The 19,990-nt window shown below is 60.2% G+C and carries 16 protein-coding genes; all 16 read right to left on the bottom strand.

Annotation, left to right across the window (positions count from 1 at the left end):
* Positions 1 to 65: 65 nt before the first annotated feature.
* The 16 genes from AC1DEM_RS08570 to AC1DEM_RS08645 all read right to left on the bottom strand — a co-directional run bounded on the left by AC1DEM_RS08570 (position 66) and on the right by AC1DEM_RS08645 (position 19,912).
* A complete protein-coding gene (locus AC1DEM_RS08570) occupies positions 66 to 2,540 on the bottom strand; it encodes a GcvT family protein (protein ID WP_441410107.1) in 2,475 nt (824 codons plus the stop codon).
* 59 nt (positions 2,541 to 2,599) lie between these two features.
* Positions 2,600 to 3,463, bottom strand: coding sequence for a formyltetrahydrofolate deformylase (purU, locus tag AC1DEM_RS08575; protein WP_441410108.1), 864 nt, complete (start codon positions 3,461 to 3,463; stop codon positions 2,600 to 2,602).
* A 368-nt stretch (positions 3,464 to 3,831) separates the two neighbouring features.
* The gene (locus tag AC1DEM_RS08580) at positions 3,832 to 4,620 is read right to left on the bottom strand and encodes an SDR family NAD(P)-dependent oxidoreductase (protein ID WP_441410109.1); all 789 of its coding nucleotides are present in this window, start codon (positions 4,618 to 4,620) and stop codon (positions 3,832 to 3,834) included.
* 46 nt (positions 4,621 to 4,666) lie between these two features.
* Positions 4,667 to 6,133: an APC family permease gene (locus tag AC1DEM_RS08585; RefSeq protein ID WP_476884061.1), complete on the bottom strand. Its 1,467-nt coding sequence runs from the start codon at positions 6,131 to 6,133 to the stop codon at positions 4,667 to 4,669.
* 152 nt (positions 6,134 to 6,285) lie between these two features.
* Positions 6,286 to 6,693 carry a DMT family transporter gene (locus AC1DEM_RS08590; protein WP_441410111.1) on the bottom strand — a complete coding sequence of 136 codons (408 nt, stop codon included), beginning with the start codon at positions 6,691 to 6,693 and terminating at the stop codon, positions 6,286 to 6,288.
* A complete protein-coding gene (locus AC1DEM_RS08595; protein WP_441410112.1) occupies positions 6,683 to 7,435 on the bottom strand; it encodes an SDR family NAD(P)-dependent oxidoreductase in 753 nt (250 codons plus the stop codon). Before AC1DEM_RS08595 ends, AC1DEM_RS08590 begins: the two co-directional genes overlap by 11 nt.
* A 79-nt stretch (positions 7,436 to 7,514) precedes the next feature.
* Entirely contained in the window at positions 7,515 to 7,835 is a 321-nt protein-coding gene (locus AC1DEM_RS08600; RefSeq protein ID WP_441410113.1) for a DMT family transporter, read from the bottom strand.
* A 142-nt stretch (positions 7,836 to 7,977) separates the two neighbouring features.
* On the bottom strand, positions 7,978 to 8,826 hold the full coding sequence (locus AC1DEM_RS08605) for an acetoacetate decarboxylase family protein (RefSeq protein WP_441410114.1): 849 nt from the start codon (positions 8,824 to 8,826) through the stop codon (positions 7,978 to 7,980).
* A gap of 444 nt (positions 8,827 to 9,270) precedes the next feature.
* Complete coding sequence (locus tag AC1DEM_RS08610; protein ID WP_441410115.1) at positions 9,271 to 10,482, bottom strand: D-arabinono-1,4-lactone oxidase; 1,212 nt, start codon at positions 10,480 to 10,482, stop codon at positions 9,271 to 9,273.
* 98 nt (positions 10,483 to 10,580) lie between these two features.
* Positions 10,581 to 10,778 carry a hypothetical protein gene (locus AC1DEM_RS08615; RefSeq protein WP_476884062.1) on the bottom strand — a complete coding sequence of 66 codons (198 nt, stop codon included), beginning with the start codon at positions 10,776 to 10,778 and terminating at the stop codon, positions 10,581 to 10,583.
* A complete protein-coding gene (locus AC1DEM_RS08620) occupies positions 10,779 to 13,718 on the bottom strand; it encodes an FAD-binding and (Fe-S)-binding domain-containing protein (RefSeq protein WP_476884063.1) in 2,940 nt (979 codons plus the stop codon).
* A 125-nt stretch (positions 13,719 to 13,843) separates the two neighbouring features.
* The gene (locus AC1DEM_RS08625) at positions 13,844 to 14,812 is read right to left on the bottom strand and encodes a sugar ABC transporter substrate-binding protein (protein WP_476884064.1); all 969 of its coding nucleotides are present in this window, start codon (positions 14,810 to 14,812) and stop codon (positions 13,844 to 13,846) included.
* 67 nt (positions 14,813 to 14,879) lie between these two features.
* A complete protein-coding gene (locus AC1DEM_RS08630; protein WP_441410119.1) occupies positions 14,880 to 15,878 on the bottom strand; it encodes an ABC transporter permease in 999 nt (332 codons plus the stop codon).
* A complete protein-coding gene (locus AC1DEM_RS08635; RefSeq protein ID WP_441410120.1) occupies positions 15,875 to 16,759 on the bottom strand; it encodes an ATP-binding cassette domain-containing protein in 885 nt (294 codons plus the stop codon). Before AC1DEM_RS08635 ends, AC1DEM_RS08630 begins: the two co-directional genes overlap by 4 nt.
* Before the next feature lie 633 nt (positions 16,760 to 17,392).
* Positions 17,393 to 18,400 carry an inositol 2-dehydrogenase gene (gene iolG / locus AC1DEM_RS08640; protein WP_441410121.1) on the bottom strand — a complete coding sequence of 336 codons (1,008 nt, stop codon included), beginning with the start codon at positions 18,398 to 18,400 and terminating at the stop codon, positions 17,393 to 17,395.
* A 48-nt stretch (positions 18,401 to 18,448) separates the two neighbouring features.
* Entirely contained in the window at positions 18,449 to 19,912 is a 1,464-nt protein-coding gene (locus AC1DEM_RS08645) for an APC family permease (protein ID WP_441410122.1), read from the bottom strand.
* Positions 19,913 to 19,990 lie beyond the last annotated feature (78 nt).

The following is a 19,990-nucleotide window of genomic DNA, read 5'->3' on the forward strand; positions in this document are numbered from 1 at the left end:
TTTGACCGGCGCTGGCCCGCGTACGCCGATTCTTCGGGAGGCGGTGCAGTGCACAGGCGTGATTGTTAGCCGCGGAGCCGTTCGCCCTTGGGGTCATAGAACGGTCGCCGTGAGACCGTTGCCGCGTAGTTCTGTCCCTTGCATTGAACTTCGAAGGCACCGGAGAGGTCGGTATCAGGGTTGATGGCTGCGATGCCCACGGCTCGGCCGAGCGTGTGGCCGTAGCTGCCGCTGGTCATGCGGCCGACGGGGAGACCGTTGCAGTAAACGGTCTCATCGTGGACAAACACGGGCTCCGGGTCCTCCAGCGCCACATAAACCGTGCGGTGTTCTGGTGCAGCGGGGTCCAGCTTGAGCAGCGCGTCCCTTCCAACGAAACCCCCTGGTTTGTCGAGGGCCACCGTGAAGCGCAGACCCGACGAGTAGGGGTCGTCGATAGGGCCAATGTCGTGGCCAAGGTGCCTGAAGCCCTTTTCGCTGCGCAGCGAATCCAAAGCATGATAGCCAGCCATTTTGATGCCCAGATCCTGGCCGGCTTCCCACAATGCATCAAAGACGTTTACTGCCAGGTCGGCACTGGGGTACAGCTCGTAGCCGAGTTCCCCCACGAAGCTCACCCTCAGGCTGTAGGCGTAGCCGTCCGCGATCTCTACCATCCGGCCATGGGTGTACTCCTGGGCCTCGTCGGACCAGTCCTCAGGTGAAACCCTGGAGAGCAGTTCCCTGCTCTTAGGTCCCATGACGCCGATCGTGGCAAGTCCCGCAGTGCAATCGAAAACAGCCGCTGCCTTTCCCTCAGCAAGGCGCTGAAGGTAGGTCAGGGTCTTTTGCTGGGTAAAGGATGGCGTTACTACCAGGAAGCGGTCCGCACCCAGGCGGGTCACCGTGCCGTCAAGTTCGATCCCGGCAGCCTCGTTGAGGAACAAGGTGTAGACAGCCTTATCGAGCTGTACATCGACGTTGGCCGTCGTCGCTTGCTGGCACACCGCCAGAGCGTCAGGACCGGCAACTTCAAACTTGGCGAATGGGCTGAGGTCGAAGAGGACTACGCCTTCACGGGCTGCCTTGTGTTCGGCGGCGACCCGCTCAAACCAGGTCGGACGGCCGTAGCTGTAGTCATAGCTGGGCGTCATTCCAGCCTCGCCGTACCAGTTGGCCCGTTCTCCGCCGTTGACTTCACCAAAACAGGCTCCAAGCTCTGCCAGCCTGGAATGCAAGGGCGTGCGGCGAACATTTCGTGCCGTGTCCATCTGCAGACTCGGCCAGTGCATGGCATACAGCCGGCCCAGGCCTTCTTTAGTTCGTGATTGCAGGTACCTGCGGTTGTTTTGGTGCCTTGAGAAGCGCTGCACGTCTACACTGGACGAGTCGAAGCCGGGAGTTCCTGAAATAACCCAATCCGCCAGTTCCTTACCCACTCCAGGGGCAAAGATGATTCCTTGTGAGTTGAAGCCCGCCGCCACGTACAGGTTCGGGGCTTCCGCGGTCTCACCAATGGCGAAATTGGCGTCAGGGGTGAAGCTCTCCGGGGCGTTGAGGAATCGGTCATACCCGACCGTAGTGAGCGCTTGGACGGTTGCTTCTGCCTTCGACCGGATCGGAGAAAAGTGGTCCCAGTCCGGATAGAACTCGGCGAATCCATTGCCGGGAATGTCTTCGACAGGTCGCGGCAGGCCATCGGGTTCGAACGCTCCCACCAGAAGACGCCCAGCCTCATGGCGCAGATAATAACTGCTGTCCAGATCCCTGAATACGGGCAGCGCCGGACCCGCCCCATCTATAGGTTCGGAGCGGACGTGAACGTGTTCGGCCGCGTATAGCGGCACCTTCACCCCCGCCGTCGCAGCGAGTTCCCGGGTCCACAGCCCGCAGGCAAGGATCACCCGTTCGCAGTGCACAGTGCCCTGATCTGTGAGGACACCGACGACCCGGTGCCCTTCGCGCAGAACCCTTTCGACCTTTACGCCTTCGCGGATCTGTGCATCCAGTTCATGAGCCAGCTTGGCGAAGGCAACAGTTGCGTGCCCAGGGTTGATGTGTCCGTCATCCGGCAGCAGTAGCGCGCCCAGGACCCCTTCATGGCTGGCCAGAGGCCACACTTCTTTAAAGCGGTCTTCGGTTAGCCATTCTGTTCGCAAACCCTGCTGGCCGGCGACATCCTTTGCGTAAAGGATCTCATCGACCCGCCCGGCTGTACGGGCCACGCTGAGGGACCCTGAGCGTTGGAATGAGACGTCAACGCCGGACATCTGCTCGAGCTTGCCGTAGAACTCCAGCCCGTACTTTGCGAGCTTTGTCATGGTTGTCGAGCCGCGCGCGCCCGTCACGAGACCGGCGGCGTGCCATGAGGTGCCGCTGCCGAGGACGTTGCTCTCCAAGACAAGGATGTCGCTCTCCCCCGCCGCGGCGAGATGATAGGCGATGCTGGCGCCGACGATGCCGCCGCCAACGATGACGGTCCGGACTCGTGCGGGCAGGGGGTCGTGGGACGTGTCCGTGAATGCTTTGGCGCTGATGCTGCGGTCGACAAGCCTGTCCATGGGGTTCTCGCTTCTGTGATGGTCAGTGCCCTGCGTGGCAAGGGTGTTGAAGTTGGTAGTTAGTTGAAGACGACGGTGCGGTGGCCGTTAAGCAGGACTCGCTGTTCGGCGTGCCACTGGACAGCCCGCGACAAGGCAAGCCGCTCGGCGTCCTGGCCTGTAACCGCGAGCTGCGCCGGGCTGTAGTCGTGCCCGACCCGAAGGACTTCCTGCTCGATGATCGGCCCTTCGTCCAGTTCTCCGGTCACGTAATGAGCGGTGGCGCCTACGAGCTTGACCCCCCGGTCGAAGGCTTGGTGGTAGGGCCTGGCGCCCTTGAAGCCGGGGAGGAACGAGTGATGGATGTTGATGGCCTTGCCGGCAAGTTTCCGGCAGAGCTCGTCGCTGAGGACCTGCATGTAGCGGGCCAGCACGGTCAGGTCCACTTGGTGTTCGTCAATGAGGGCGAGCAGCTTGTCTTCTGCTGCAGGTTTCGTCTCAGGTGTGACAGGGATGTGGAAGAACGGGATCCCGTGGGCGTCGGCCACAGGCTGGAGCGTCTGGTGGTTCGAGGCAATAAAGGAAAAATCGACTTTCAGTTGGCCTGCCCGCCAGCGGAACAAAAGGTCATTGAGGCAATGTTCGGCTTTGGACACCATCAGCGCTACCTTGGGACGGTCAGCGGTGTCAGCCATGGTCCAGGACATGCCATAGGCATCCGCTGTGGCCCGGAATGCCGTCTTCAAGTCACCAATTGATACCGTCCCCGGATAGGTTGCATGAACCCTCATGAAGAACGTGTCTTCGGACGCGTCGTCGAACTGCTGGCTGGCGAGGATATTGCACCCATGCGATACCAGGAAACCTGATACTGCATGGACGATTCCAAGAGTGTCGTGGCAGCTGAGGGAAAGAATCACTTCGCGGGGATGTGCGTGATTCATAGGAACTCCTAGGTGGGGATTCGTCACGTTGGTGTCCTCAAGCCGGACGCCATCCGTGGATGGGCGAAAATTCCAGAGGTTTCAGAAGGAACGCCTCACAGCACTGGAAATATCGCGTTCAACATCGACCATATGCGACCAAAAATCCCAACTCCATGCTGAAAATGCAAGAAATGCGGGCATTTTTCATACTCTGGTACCCCCGAGGGGCGTGAAGTGAAGTCCCGGCCGTGCACTTCTTTGCGCTATTGCTCGGGGTCGGGACGAGACTGATCGGGTGCAGAATTTTCCTGAGAAATGGCGCTGCCGTGCAGCACCTTGTCGGTGCTGCACGGCAGTTGCTTTTCAAATCCCACGGAGGGGGAGGATCACACGGGGGCAGCGGGGTGGGATTGGTCGGATCCAACGAAGTAGCCGGCCGTAGCACCACCGTCGACGGCGTAGACCGTTCCGTTGGCATACGTGGATTCCATAAAGTGGCGAACAGTGGCCGCAATTTCTTCGGGCTTCGCGAAACGGCCCAACGGCACAGAACTCTTGTAGAACTGCACCTCCTCTTCGGAGCCTTTCGCAAAGAGTCTCTTCGCCATGGGTGTTTCCACGAAGCCGGGACAAATGACGTTGCTGCGCACACCGACGGGGCCGAAATCCAACGCGAGACACCGAACCAGCCCGACCACTCCGTGTTTTGCAGCTACATAAGCCGAGTACCCCTGGGCACCATTTGTCCCTGCGTCCGAGGCAATCGCGGTGAACGTCCCCCGGGTCTTGATCAGCGAATCAACGGTTGTCTTTGCGGTCACGAACGTTCCCGTTAGGTTGACCGCAAGGGAACGGTTCCATTCCTCCAGCCCAAGATCCAGGACACTTCCCTGGACTTCCACGCCGGCGCAGGCTACGGTCGCGCTGATCGTGCCCAAGAACGACTGACCGTCTTTCACTGCACGCCGCATTGATTCCAGGTCAGTAACGTCGGCAACGAAGGCTGCGGGGCGGCCGCCAGCCTCCACGATCAGGGCTGCGGTCTTTTCAAGCTCTCGTTGATCTCGGTCCACAATGATGACCGCATGCGTTCGTGCCAGCTCGAGCGCCGTAGCTCTGCCAATGCCGCCCGCTGCCCCCGTAATCAGTGCTACGGGTTGGTCGTTGGAGTTCATGTCTTTCCTTTCAGGGTTCGTGCAGCGCAGCTGCAGGCAGCGGGGCTCAGACGTCCTGTCGTCCGATGCGGGCGTAGGTATCAGGCTTGGTGCGGCGGAAAATCAGCGCCAGGATGATTCCAATGACGAGGCATCCGTAGAACAGTGCCATCAGGAATGCCGCCAGGGTTTCGTCGCCTCCAATCATTACTGCGATGTTCTGGGTGGCGAGGACGCCGGCGACGATGAGACCCAGCGTCGCGGCGACGGGTGCAACCTGGCTTCTCCAGCGGTTGACCTTGAGTTCGGGACGTTTGTGGAAGTAGACGACGACGGCTGCGCTGGTGAGGATCAGCAGGAGGATCAGGGCATAGCCGCCGACTCCTACTAGGACCGCATAGAGTGTTGCGCCCGGGGCTCCCGCGATCACTACGACTGCCAAGAAGATCACTGCAATCACGCTGGTGGCTAGGGACGCAACGTGGGGGGAATCGTGGCGGCTGTGAACCCGGCTGAGGGCTGCCGGAAAGACACGGTCGACGCTGAGGGAGTAGAGGTAGCGGGCGCTGATGTTATGCGTGGCCAGGTTGGCCGCGAAGATGCTCGAGCAGAGAAGCACGATCATCACATCCATGACGATCTTGCCCAGGAGCTGGGAGACAACGCCCATGACCGTCCCGGTGGGGTCTGTCGCAGAAGCTTCAACGACGGTCCCGGGACCGATGGCAATGATTTGTGCCCATGCCGTCAGGGCGTAGATAGAACCCATGGAGAGAATGGCGATGTAGGTTGCCCGGGGCACGGTCTTTTCCGGGCTACGGGCTTCCTCGCGGAAGACAGCGGTGGCTTCGAATCCGGCGTAGCAGACAATGCCGAAGAGGAGGGCGAGCCCGATGTTTCCCGACAGCATGTTCGCCGGTTCAAAGGGTGCCGTCGTGAGCCCTTCCGGACCACCGTTGATGAAGGCAGCAACATCGAAGGCCACCATCAGGATCACTTCGAAGATCATGGAAACCGTCAAAATCTTCGCGGAAAGAGTGATCTTGAAGTACCCCAGGGTTCCGACGATTGTCATCAGCAGCAGCGTATAGGCCCACCACGGCACTTCCGGGCCGCCAAGCACGTCAGTTACCAGCGCTTCCAGTGAGATGCCGCCGAATGCGTAGCCTCCAACCAGGATGAAGAAGTACGACACAATAGCCAGGAAAGATGCCCCAAGTCCCAGGGGCTTGCCCAAACCTGCTGTGATGTAGGCATAGAAGGCGCCGGGGTTGGGAAGGTGCCGGCCCATCGAGGTGAATCCGACGGCAAAGACCAGAATCAACGCCCCTGCTGCGAGGTAAGCGGTGGGTGCCCCCAGCTGGTTTCCGGATCCAATGATGACGGGAATAAACCCAACAAACACCGACAAGGGTGCATTGAAGGCCAGGACGGTGAAGACGATGTCAAACGTGCTGAGTTTTCCGGTCAGCCGGCGTGAGGGTGTCCCGGGCTTTGAGCCCGGGCCTGCCGCTAATTCGTTGAGGGTGCTCATAACTGGCTCCTTGGGGGTGATTCAAGATGTGTGTGCGGCGCGTTCGAAGAGTTGCCGGGTGTTGGGGTAGACGCGTCACTGCAGCTGAATCCCCTAGGTTCAGGCAGAAGATGTGTCAGAGAGGATTGGTATTGGTCGTCCAGCGTGGCCGTTCAGGTGCTAGGACAGGGCTGGTTTGCCCGGTTGGCGAAGTTGAGAAGAACAACTCCGCCGATGATGGCGGCTATGGCTGCGGCTTTCCCCCAGGAGATCACTTCGTTGTGTAGGAGGACTCCGGCAAGTGCCACGGCCACCGTGCCGATCCCGGACCAGGTGGCATAAGCAATGCTCAGAGAGACGGATCTGAGCGCACGGGTCAGGAGGTAAAAGGACAGGGCGTAAAGGGTGAGCGCCGTTGTTGTCTGCACAGGGAGCCGAAAGCCCTCTGAGAAGTCGAGAAGTATCGTGCCTGTGATTTCGGTGACGATCGCTCCTGCGAGGAACAGCCAGCCTGTGACTGGCTTCTTCCGTAGATCTGGCTCTGCCGGGTCATTTTGGGTGGTTTCTTCCTTAGAGTGCAAGGTACCCCCCATCCACAATGAGATCGGTTCCAGTCACAAACGATGATTCCTTTGATGCGAGGAACAGGACGGCGTGGGATATCTCCGCCGGGGCAGCCATTCGCTTCATGGGCGTGGCGGCAACGTATGAGTCCGCGTCGACTTCGGCTTCATTCATGGGTGTCTGGACCATGCCTGGACATACTGTGTTGACGCGGATGTTTTCCGGGGCGAGTTTGACGGCGGCACTGCGCGTCATGAGTCGTAGTGCGCCCTTTGTGGCGTTGTAGGCGAAGTATTCTCCGTCCCCGATGTAGCCGAGTATGGAGGAGATGTTAATGATGGACCCGCCTCCAGCCCGCCGCATGGAAGGAACGACGGCCCGCATCCCGAGGTAGGCGCCGGTCTGATTCACTGCGACGGTCTTGGCCCAGTCGGACGGTCCCTCGATTTCAAAGCCACCGGGCGTGCCGGTTATGCCGGCGTTGTTGACCAGCACGTTGATCTGGCCGAAGGATTCGTTGATTTCCCTGACCGCATCAAACCAGGATGCTTCATCCGTGACGTCCAAGTACAGGTAGTGGATAGATAGGCCCCTGGAAGCGGCATCTTTTGCGAAACCTTTTCCCTCCTCGTCGAGTATGTCCCCAATCACGACCGTTGCTCCACGCTGGGCGAGGATTTCGGCATGGCTGGCCCCCATTCCCCGTGCTCCCCCGGTGATCAGGACGGTTGTGTCGGAAAGTCGTTGATTCGTTTGCATGTCAGTGTCCTAGTTCATGGGATGAGAGCCAGCACGAGACTGGGAAGACCGGCGGACTGGCCTTGGGCTTGTCGGCGGCTTAGTGTCCGCCCTGAAGATTGAGAGTGACGACGCCGGCCACGACGAGTCCCATCCCCAGGGCATGTTTCCAACCGGCTTTTTCGCCTCGGAACATGACGCCTACGGCCGCGACGGCCGCAGTTCCCAGCCCTGCCCAGAGTGCGTAGGCGACACCCATGTCGGTGAATTGCAGGATCTGGGCCAGTAAGGCAAACGCGATGGTGTACAGGCCTGCGACCGCCAGGGTGGGTTTCAGTTTCCTGAACTCGTTGGTCCTTGGAAGCAGAGTTGTTGCGGCCACTTCAGCTGCGGTGGCGAGTAGGAGAAGCGGCCAGATCATAGCGGCTTCCTTTCCGGTGATCGGGGCGGGTTGCCGTGGTTGTACTTCACGGCAACCCCGCCATTGTCAGAATCCGATTCCCGGGCGCCACCGGCCGGGTGGGCGGCTTGCGCCCCGGCGGGAGCTTGGGCGTGGGCTACAACTATGCGTTGAGCTGCTCTGTCTGACGGTCGGGATCAGGGTTCAGCTGGTCCAGGCCCTTAAACCGGTGTGCGATCGGCATCCAGGTGGGATCGTCGAAGCCGCGGCCCCACATGTACCCGGCGTAGATGTTGTCAGGGTCTTCCAGTTCGATCTGCTGCCCGAGAGGCCAGTAGCCGGCAAACTGGGCGTCGATTGCCTTGTCGATGGACACGATGGGGATGGTGTCCGTGGGATCCCATTTGGAGTGGCCCCACTCGAGTGTGGCGGTTCCTTCCCGGTAGGAGGTGTACTCATACTTGATGTCCCAAATGTTCAGCAGGGGCGGGTACTGGAGGCCACGACCGTTGGAGTGGGGGAACATCTTGATGTCGAAACCGTTGCTGTCAACCACGTGTGGGCCATGGTCCGGGCCGGTGATGTCGGCGTTGATTTCCATGAGCTGGATGCCACGTCTGTCTCCTGTTGCGCGGACGTTAGCCCCATCGCGCCAGATTCGCCCGTTGCCGTTCTTCTTGACCTCACCCCAGAGCTCGCGTCCGATCGCTACGGGAAGTTCCGGAGAAATGATCTCAGTCAACATCCAGTAGCCCTCGATGTCGCCGTACTTGCAGAGGATTGAGACAATTGCTCCGTCGAAAGTCCCACAGTAGGCGCTTTCGTACTGGGTGACGTTTGCATACGCGTTGCAAGTTCCTGCTTCCTCGTCGCCCAGTGGCTCAAAGATGGGAGGCAAGACAGACTTTGCGTACTCCCAGGTCGTCTTGAAGTAGACTCCGATTTCGTCGCAGGTAAACCTGGACGGCGCAACGAAGTCCTCGATTCGCTGCACTTCTTCTTTGTTTTTCACATAACCCGGCATGGGAAGCCCTCTCTTAGCTGGTGACACGCCCTTCGCTGGTGCTAAGGGTGTTACATAAACAACACCACTCCCTGCCGAGCATCCCAATAGTACAAAGGCAAGAAATTGTGATGGCTGTCATACTGATGGCCAAAAAAGTGACAGTAGTCACTGTTGGATTCCTTGCGGGTTGGGCAGCCCACCGTCCTCGATCGGACGTGAGCGCCCGATCCTTCGTTCAGCCCACCGAGCACCGCGGTCCCCCAGTGTTTCCGTCAGGTAGAACCACACCCAAGCTGACGGTTAGGGGCCTGGATGTCTTGACTTCCTTCTGGGACGGGCCTCCTGTGAAAGTACACCGTGAATCCACGGCATGTGCTTTGCACCGCATGATTGCCAGGCTGTCGCCGGACATCCGGTCCGGCGACAGCCATGCGTTTCCTTTGCCTGCTCCTACCCGAACAACGCCCGCAAGGGAGCGTTTAGGAAGGTACCGTTGGGGTCGAGCGCCCTCCGCACAGCATTGAAGTCGTCCCATTTGGGATAGCGGGACCGCAGGAGGTCGGGGGCAAGAAAATATGGTTGTTTGCCCCAATGGGGTCTGGCATCGAATTCGGACATTGCACGGTCAATCGCTTGGAAAAAGGGCAGATTGTCGGCGCCGAACGTCCTGCAGAAACCAAGAGCCACGGAATCCCTGCCAAACATCGGGGAGAGCCATGATTCGTCTCCTGCTACCGTCCGCACCTCCAGCGGAAAATCATCCGGGAAACGATCCAAGATGGGCAGGCAGGCCGATATCGCATCCTGCGCCTTGTCGTAAGGGAGGAAATACTCCACTTCATCCCATGGCGTGGAATACAGATCAGGGTAAATGCGGTATGGGCGGTTGACGCGTGCGCCTGGTGTGGGATCGTCTTCAGCGTCTACTGGGACTGTGTCGTAGGTCCGTACCAGCGTTGGATCATCCAGATCGCGGGGCAGCGGGGGCAGCTCAGCGGACATGTCGTACATGGGGCCGCGTACGAAACTGAAGTGTCGGTGCGTCCGGTTCCTCTCATCCCAATCGCTGAGAACCTCCGCAAAGGGGTGGAAAGTCAATGATTCCTTCAACTTGAATGCGGGCTCAAGCTGCAGATCTACGCTCACAAGAATGCCAAGCATGCCCATGGACGCCCGGAGAGCAGGCAGACGTGGATCGTCCGGTCCGATTCGTTCAAGTGTGCCGGCCGCAGTTATCAACTCTGCTCCGATAACCGATCCCGACAGGGCCGTAAGCTGCAGTCCTGACCCGTGGGTGGATGTGCTAATGGCACCGGCGATCGTCTGGAGATCAATTGCTCCTTGGTTCTTCAAGGACAGGCCGGCGTCCCATAAGGGTTCCCCCATCGCCCAGATGGGGGTGCCTGCCTTGACCCGCACCTGTGCCGCTTCCCTGTCGATGTCTACGATTCCGGAGATAGCCGAGATGTCGAGCACGATTCCGTCGGTGGGCACCAAGGGAGCAAACGAATGGCCGGCCCCCACCGGTCGAACCGAAATCCCCCGTTTTGTGGCGTCCTTGACTGTCTCGCTCACCTGCTCAACAGATACTGCCTTCACGACCGATTCGGGCTGGCATGTTTGTGTTCCCGCCCAATTGCTCCACCCCGTCTGAATGCTCACTTTTCCAAATCTCCGTTCTATGGCACCTAATGGGTATCCCGCCGCTGAACCAACCGATTCAGTTTTGGACACGGTCATACGTCGCGGTTGGGACGGGCTCATCGTGAGCTGATGCTCGTGACGAAGATGAAGAACCCGGCCGCGGCGATTAAAAAGGCTGCTGCACCCGCTGGTACAAAAAGAATGCGCCGCATGTTGGCCATGTTTCGCGGTTGACGGGCGGGCTTGTCCACATGTGGGCCAACCAAGCCCAACCCGGCCGCGACCAAAATGAGGAAAATTCCGAAGTATTCCACCTACCCTCCCTCTCTGGCATTGTCAGGGTCCATCGCCACGGCGAGGTGCTTGCTCGAGCGCCCGGGGTCTATCTGCGAGACCTGCATGGCGCAACTGAAGCCGTCGGTGAGAACAAGGGCGTCAGCGTCACCTTTCGCGAGGGCGGCGATGACGGAGTGCTCGGCGACATTCATGGACATGTCGAAGTGCTCGGCCTCAAAACCGAAGTTGCCGGCGACGCCGCAGCAAGAGGATGATTCCACGAGGTTCTGAACTCCCCAGGCTTTCAGGACGCGTTTCTGGGCACCTGAACCGAATACGGCGTGCTCGTGGCAGTGAGTTTGCAGCACGGCTGTTTCGGGCGCCGGCGCCGTGGGCTTCCACCCGCGTTTGATGGCCTCGTCAACAGCGACGGAGAACGAGCGGACTCTTGCCGCGACCCTGGCGGCGGCCGCGCCGCCTACCAGCTTCGGGCCTTCGTCACGGATGGTCGCGGCGCAGCTGGGTTCTAGGACGACGATATCCCGGTTCGTGCCGTCGTCGAGCTTTCTGATCAGCCTGGCCAGCCGCCGTCGGGCTCCATCACGTTGCCCGGTGGAGATCCAGGTTAGGCCGCAGCAAGCGTCCGGAGTGCACCCTACCGAGCTGCCGGTGTCGCGGAGCACCCGGGCTGCAGCCGGGACGACCTCGGGCCGGAACGCGCGCGTAAAGCTGTCGATGAACAGAAGGACGTCGGCGTTGGCCGCGAACCCGGCTTCCCGCACCTGTCGCCGGATCCTGCCGGTCGTCGCGAAAGCTGGAAGCCGCCGTCGGGCGCTGATGCCCAACCATTCCCCGACAAGCCGGAAGGGGCGTAAAGCTGTCCCCACATTCGCCAGGGGTGCTACGCGGGTCAGCAGCGGGAGCCACCGGGGCAGCCAGCCAATGGAGTAGTGAGTGAAGGGCCGGATGCGCCCGCGGTAATGCTCGTCGACCAGTTCCGACTTGGCCTCAGCGATGTCCACTCCGGTGGGACAGTCGGCGGAACAGGCCTTGCAGGACAGGCAGAGGTCCAGTGCCTCCCGGACTTCCGGGCTCGACCAGCCGTCCTTGCTGCTGCCTTGGGTCCGGGTCAGTTCCTGCAATACCCGGGCCCGGCCGCGGGTCGAATCCTTTTCATCCTTCGTGGCCCGGTAACTGGGGCACATGAAGCCGCCAGTGGTGGACCGGCACCGTCCTACACCGATGCATGCGTGGGTGTTCCCGACGAACGGACTCGCCACCGGGAGCAGAGTACGGTCTCCGGAGGAAGGTACGACGGCGGCAGTCGCGGTTGCGGTCAGCTCACCATGGGCGGAGCCGGGTGCAACTACTCCTTCCAAAGCCAGCGAGGCAGAGAAAGGTTCCGGGTCGACGATGATCCCGGGGTTGAGGATACCTGCCGGATCCCAGAGGCGCTTGAAGTCCTTGAAGATGCCCACCATCTCCTGGGAGTACATGACCTCAAGTAATTCGCTGCGCGCCCGACCGTCACCATGTTCCCCGGACAGCGAGCCGCCATGGGCCACCACCAGCTTGGCCGCTTCACGGGTGAAGTCGCTGAACACCCTGCGCCCGGAGTCACTGCGCAGATCGTAATCCAATCGCATATGGACGCACCCTGCACCAAAGTGGCCGTACATTAGGGCCGTATAGCCGTACTTTTTTACCAGTGGGAGCAAGTCCGCCAGATAGTCGGCAAGACGCTCCGGTGCAACCGCGGAATCTTCCCAGCCGGGCCACGTTTGCACTCCATCGATCCGTCTCGATGAGAGCCCCGCGCCGTCTTCTCGCACCCTCCAAAGTGCGGCCCTGTCCAGTGGTTCCGTGACGATCGAATGGTCAAGGACGCGGCCGTCGACGCTGAGCTTGTCAACCAGGTCTTCACAAGAGGCGGCCGCCTGCAGAAGGGTGTCATCCGAAAACTCGACCATGAGAAAGGCCTTGCCCTCCGGCAATGATTCGACGCTGGCCGCTCCCCGGCGGTGCCGCATGATGTCCACGATCGATACGTCCAGGCCCTCGATGGCGCTCGGCTTTGCGGCCAGGATGGTCATCACATCGCGCGCGGAATCGATAGTGCTCGCGTAGCCAAGGCACAGCAGCGCCGTGGTCAGGGGCTTCTGCACAAGGCCCACCTTGGCCCGCACGACAACGGCGCATGTGCCTTCGCTGCCTGCCATTGCACTGGCAACATTAAAGCCGTGTTCCGGCAGCAGATGGCCCAAGTGATATCCAGAGATCTGCCGGGGAATGGTCTGCAGCTCCACCCGGAGGGCCGCCAGATGTGCTCCCGCCAGCGCTTTGAGGCCCTCCAGCAGCTCCTCAGCCCGGGCAACGGAATGGGTGTCGTTATCGTCGACAGCGCGGAGGAATTCCCGCCCCGCCCTGAGGTACGCGCCGTCGGCCGTGACCAGCTCCAACTCCTGCACGTGATGGGTCATGCGGCCGTAGGCTACTGAGTGGTTTCCGCAGGCGTCGTTACCGATGGAGCCACCCACTGTGGCGCGCGTCAGGGAAGAAGGGTCTGGGGCAAATGTCAGCTTGCCTCCGGTGACCTTCTCAACCTGCGCACGCAGCTCACCGAGGACGACCCCCGCGTCGGCCCACACCGTCGCCTGGCCTGCATCGAGGGATCCCACAGAGGTCATGTGGCGGGAAAGGTCGATCACCACACCGTCGCCTACGGCGTTCCCTGCCATCGAGGTTCCCCCGCCGCGTGCGGTGGTCGGTACTCCCGTGGCCGAGCATGCCCGCAAAACTGTCCGAACGTCGTCGACGTTTTTCGGGAAGGCGACGGCGGCAGGCCGTACCCGGTAGTTCGATGCATCGTAGGAATACTCAGAGCGTCTTCGCGGAGAGTCGTCCACCTGGATGCCGTGATCCCTCAACCTGGCGAGCAGCTGCCTGAGTTTCGTGTCACCGTCGTCATCGTCGGGCATGGTTGCATTCTCCATTCGTATTGGTCCGCAGGAAGTGTAGGCAGCTGCGGTAGACGCGGGGGTGTGCCAAAACAGAACGGGCACAGCAGATGAATCCGCTGTGCCCGTTGGATTGATGGAACTGCCTACTTCAAGAACTCGGAAAGGTTGTCCTTGGTGATGAGCGTGAATGGCAGCGTGTAGCGGTTCTCCACGTTTCCGCCTTTAAGGAAGTCGGTGACAACCTCGACTGCCTTGGTGCCCTGTCCGGCTGAGTCCTGGCGTACAGTTGCCGAAATTGTCCCTGCCTTGATGTCCTGGAGGGCGGGGTCGGTGCCGTCGACGCCAACCACTGCCTTGAATTCGGCCGTGCGGCCCGCGTCAGCAATGGCCGAGGCTGCACCGATGGCCATTTCGTCGTTGTTCGCCACCACGGCGTCAATCTTTCCGGACGGGAAGCGCTGAAGGGTGTCCTCCATGTTGCGCTTGGCGTCGTCACGGCTGCCCTTTGCCTGGAATTCGGCGACAATCTTGAAGTTCTTGTTGATTGTCTTGTCGAAGCCCGACTTGCGGCGGTCGGTCCATGACGCACCGTAGACGCCCGCCGCGAAGACGAGGTTGCCGCCGTTGGGAAGGAGCTTGTTGAGGTACTCGGCCTGCATTTCGCCGGCCACCGTGTCATCGACACCGATGTAGCTCTTGTAGCCGACGTTGGCACCTTCTGCGAACTCGGTTGACAGGATGAACAGCGGAACGTTGGCGGCGATGACCCGTTTCGCAGCGTTCTGGCTGGCATCGCCATCGAGAGGCTGCATGATGATGGCGTCAACCTGGCGGGTGAGGAGGTCCTCAACCTGGTTGAGTTCGCTTCCGACGTCTTTCTTGGAGTCGGTGATGTTGAGCTTGACGCCCTTTTCGTCGGCCGTCTTCTTCATGGCGTCAGTCATGTGGGCCAGGTCCGGGTCCTGCAGGTCGAGGACCACAACTCCGATGTTGTAGGTCTTGCCTGCGGCTGAGCCGTTGCTGGCATTGCTGCCGCCGGCACACCCGGTCAGCGTGAGGGCACTCGCGGCCAGCATTGCTACAGCCGCGGCGAGCTTACGTCGCATTCCCATGGTTGTTCCTTTCAATGATTTTGTCTGTGGTGAAGGAAATTGGTGGTTTGTTTGTCGTTGGTGAGGGTCAGTCCGACTTCCAGCGGTTCAGCAGTACGGCGAGCACCAGGATGATGCCCTGGACTCCTTGCTGGAAGTATGAGGAGACGCCCAGCAGGTTCATGCCGTTCATTACGACGCCCAGCAGGAGCACGCCGACGACGGTTCCCCGGATGGTGCCCACACCGCCGAACAGGCTTGTCCCGCCGATGACGACGGCGGCAATCACCTGCAGCTCGTAGCCGGTGCCGGCCACGGGGGCCGCACCATCGAGACGGGCAGTCAGGACGAGGCCGCCCAGCGCGGCGGTGATGCCGCCGATGAGGTAGACGGTGAAAAGCACCCGGCTTGTGGAGATACCCACTTTCTTGGCGGATTCTTCATTTCCACCCACGGCGTAGACGTGCGAACCAAACTTGGTGCGGCTCAGCACGAACTCACACAGCAGTGCAGCCAGGAGGAAGATAATCACCGGCACCGGGACAGGACCAATGAACCCGGAGCCGAGCCACTCAGCCGGGCCACTCAGCCCGGAGACAACCTGCCCGTCCGTGATAACCAGAGCCGCCGTGCGGGCAATGGCCATCGTCGCCAAGGTTGCCAGAAATGGCAGGATAGCTCCCCACACCACCAACGCTGCGCTGAGGAAGCCGACCAACAGGCCCACTCCGAGCCCGGCTATCAGCGGCAACCAGAAGGCACCTCCGCTGGCCGGGGCCAGTAGCGCGAAGGTCATGCCGGCCAAACCCACTACGGATCCCACAGAGAGGTCGATTCCTGCGGTGATCATGATGAAGGTCATCCCCAGCGCAATCAATCCGATGATGGATGATTGCCGCACGACGTTGACCAGGTTGTTCAGCGTGAGGAAGTTCGGGGCGGCAGCAGCCAAGAAGACGATGATGAGGACGAAGAAAATGAGGATTCCGTAATCCCCGATGAGGCGCTTGGTTTTGGTGGCAGCGGATTCCTCATTAAGCTCAGCCGGTCCCAGCTTTGTCTTCAGATTTTCCATTGTGAGGCTCACGAGTCGCTCCCGTTCGTCGTACCGCGTCCGGCCAGCGCGTCAACGACACTCATCGACGAGGTGCTTCCGATTTTGCGGCGCTCGTCCGGAATGCCGCTCCCATTGTCGACATAGTCGTCCAGAGTGCCGTGTGAGATGAGGTGCGCCACTTCGGCTTCAGTGACGTCTCCTACGTGGAAGCGCCCCACCACCTGGCCTTGGCGCATGACCGCGAAGCGGTCGGCCACTGCAAATGCTTCATCCAGGCGGTGAGTGATGATGATGACAGCGATGCCCAAATCCTTGAGCCGCTGCGTCACCTCGATGAGCTTGTCCACCTTGGCCACTGACAGGTTCGCGGTGGGCTCGTCCATGATGATTAGGCGTGCATCAAAGGCCAGTGCCCGCCCAATGGCAACGGCTTGCCGTTGTCCACCCGACAAGCGCTTGACCTTGAGCCGGGGGTTGATAGGGATGTCCAGCCGCTCCAGCACCCGCCTGGTTTCGGCTTCCATTTTTTTCCGGTCGATGATCTTCAGCAGCGGACCCAGAATGTTCTTCTGCGGCTCCCGCCCCAAGAAAATGTTGGTACGGACATCCAGGTTGTCAGCCAGGGCAAAGTCCTGGTACACCATCTCGACCCCTTGGTCGCGGGAGGCCGACGGAGTGGGAAACTCCGTCCTCTTTCCGTCCAACTCGATGGAACCCCGATCGGGTTGGTACACGCCCGTGAGTACCTTCATGAGCGTTGACTTGCCGGCGGCATTGTCGCCAAGCAACGCGAAGGTTTCGCCGGGCTGGACATCGATGCTGACGCCGCGCAAAGCGGACACCGCCCCGAATGTCTTATGTATGTCCTTTAGGGCGACCAGTGGAGGGGTCGCCGGTGGTGCGTCGGTCATCTCATCCTCGTTCGATAGGGCTATGCAATGAACCGGTGAAACGTTAGGCGGCGGTCGATCAAATTTTTGTTTGATCCTGCAGTTTCAGGGGTAATCCGGGGAAGCCCTATATCTGCGTGACCCCCACCACACTGTTTCACTTACTTGAACTTTGACGGATTCGAGAATGCGGGATGTGTGCCAATTTGAAACAGGGGAAGGAATGCCGAACAGACCATGTGGATCGTTTCAATTAATAGCGGATTTAGGGGCTCGTGCTGGCCCGAGATTGGCCGGACGCCGGCTTATCTCCCTATAAGAAGGCTGCAGCCGTCCTGTGAAAGAGGCGACGCTCACCCCTCGAGACAACCCACATGATGTCCCCTCGGGAGCTTTGTCCTCTACGTATCCGTCGAGCAGTACCCGCCCGGCTTTTGCAAACGGACCAAGGTCCCCTGTCTCTGTTTGCAAATGCCAACCGACGCCGTCCAGCCAGTCAGCCGTCATGTCCTGGGCCTATGAGCTGCGACGACACCGGCTTTCCGCCCAGCTCATCTGGGTTGGTTCTGTGTGATCAGCGAAAAGAGCCTGACCTGGGTCGCAGATGCTGTTGCGAAACATCGGGGCCCAGTTCAGGCGGCATCTTTGGCCCCTCTAGGTATGGTCCACTTCTATCGCAACCCCGGCCCGGGCCGATTTCTCTGCGGCGTCGGCCAGGATCAGCGCTGCGCGGCCGTCCTCAAAGCCCGGGTTCCGCGAAGGAAGTCCCCGCACTGCGCGCAGGAATTCGGCCACTTCAAGACGGTAGGCCTCCGCATAGCGCTCCAGGAAGAAGTTCTGGTAGGGACCGATCGCTTCGACTGCCCTGGCACTCCAGTGCCGGACGAGCGTGTCATTCTTGTTGCCCACTTGCAGCAGTCCCGTTGAGCCAAATGCCTCAATTCGCTGGTCGTAGCCATAGGCTGCATGACGAGAATTCACAATCGTCACTAGCTCGTCCTTGGACCCGCGCAGAGTAACCACTGCCGAGTCGAAGTCTCCGGCGTGGCGGGCGTTCTCGCTGAAAACGTTCGCGCCCTGCGCTGATACCTCCACGATGTCCGGTATGAAGTACCGCGCCATATCCAGATCGTGGATGGTCATGTCCCGGAAGATCCCACCCGAGTCTGCAAGATACGATGCCGGCGGCTCCCCAGGGTCGCGACTGGTGATCACCATCTGCTCCAACCTGCCAATCTCGCCAGCTGCTACACGACGCTTTAGCTCCACAAAATGCCTGTCGAAGCGCTTGTTGAAGCCCAACGCGATGGGAACGTCCGACGCCGCCGCTTTCGCACGGAGCGCATTCACACGCGCGATATCCAGATCGATTGGCTTCTCGCACAACACGGGAACACCTGCATCAATGGCTCTCTCCACCAGGTCCACGTGGGTTGCAGTTGGTGAGGCGACAATGACGGCATCGACTTCTCCTGAGGCGAACACTTCCTCGGGGTCGTCGCTCACACGGCCGCCAAACTCGGCGGCTGTCCGTTTGGCACTTTCGATAATGGGGTCACATACCCAGGCAAGCGTGGCTTCGTCCAAGGTAGCCAAACTCATGGCATGCACCTGACCGATCCGTCCGGTACCGAACAGGCCAATCCTGATCTGTTTCGTCATTGCAATCTCCCAGATGTAGATATGTCGCTGAGGGGAAATGGGGAACTGTCAGTCGACCTTCTGCCGCCCCAGCCGTGCATACACCTCAGGGCGCTTGGCACGCAGGACGAGGGCGTAAGCAATGCCGCCTAAAAACAATGCGAAAGTGAACGTCATGAAGATGACCGTCAAGACAGTGGATCCGCCGATGAGCTCAGGGTAGTTGGTGATTGCCAGGTAAGTGATGAGTCCGAGGAATCCGGCGCTAATGAGCGGTGCGACTATTGTCTTCCAGACCGACTCCGGCGCAAAGCTACGACGGCGCAGGAAGTAAACGAGAACCGCGCAGCTCGTGATGAACATCAGGAGCAAGACTGCGAAACTGCCGCTGCCGCTGGCGATTGGATAAAGGTTGTCCGGGGATACTGCCAGGATCGTGAAGATCACGGTCGCCACGCCCCAGACCAGACCCACAGCCAGCCCCGACACGTACGGGGACTTATGGCGGGGGTGTACCCGCCCAAGGATTGACGGCAGCACCCCATCGGCCGCGAGGGAGAAGCTGTACCGGGCCGCGATATTTTGCACAGAGAGCATCGACGCCAGAATCGAGGTGATCAAAAGGATCGTGCCCACATCTGCGAAGATTTTTCCGAGCAGCGCTGTGGCGGCGTCATTGAACAAGTTGACGGTGTTGTCTTGGGCGGCAGTCTGGGCGTTGTCAGCTCCCAGGAACGCGATATAGGCCCAAGCCGCAATGGCATAGAACAGGCCGATACCGGCCACGGCAAGGTAGGTTGCCCTCGGGATCGTCCGCTCGGGGTTCTTGACCTCGTCGCGGTAGATCACTGTGGCCTCAAATCCGAAGAAGTTTCCAACAGCGAAGAGCAAAGCCAGTCCCAGTCCGGCGTCTGCCAGCCCCGGCATGGCAAAGCCGATGCTGTGCTCCATATTGCCGCCGCTCGAGGCGAAGGAGGCGATGTCGAAGATGACAACTACCGTGGACTCAAGGAGCATCACGATCGTCAAGACCCTCGCCGAAAGATCGATCCGATGGTAGGCGAGAAACGTCGTCACCGCGATAATTCCGAGTGCATACCAATACCACGGGATGTCCGGGCCGATTAGGGTGTTGACGACGAAAGCCTGCAGCGTTACCGCGAACAGCGGCGGCGCGAAGAAGCCGATGAACATGTAGCCAAAGAGCGCAAGGAAGGCCCCTCCCAGACCGGCGGGCTTACCGAAGCCCGCCGTGACGAAGGAGTAGAAACCACCGGGGTTCTTGACGCTCTGGCTCATCTTCACGAATCCAACGGAGAAGATGAGCAGCATTACAGTCAGCAAAATGTAAATGCCGGGCGCGGTGTGGCCGCTGAACATCAGCAGCACAGGGATGAAACCTGCGACCGTTGTCAAGGGCGAGGAGAACGCGAGCACGCTCATCACGAGCTCGCCCACGCCCATATTTCCGCTGAGCTTATGTTCCTGCGTATGGGCCGGCGTCTTCGTCGTACCTCTTGGTGTGCTTGACATGTAAAATCCTCGTCACGAAATAATTTTGAGTGCTAAATCACACTATCGACGGGGATCGTGAGAGCACTGTACCAGCTT

It is taken from the genome of Arthrobacter sp. 05T420, from assembly GCF_056396305.1.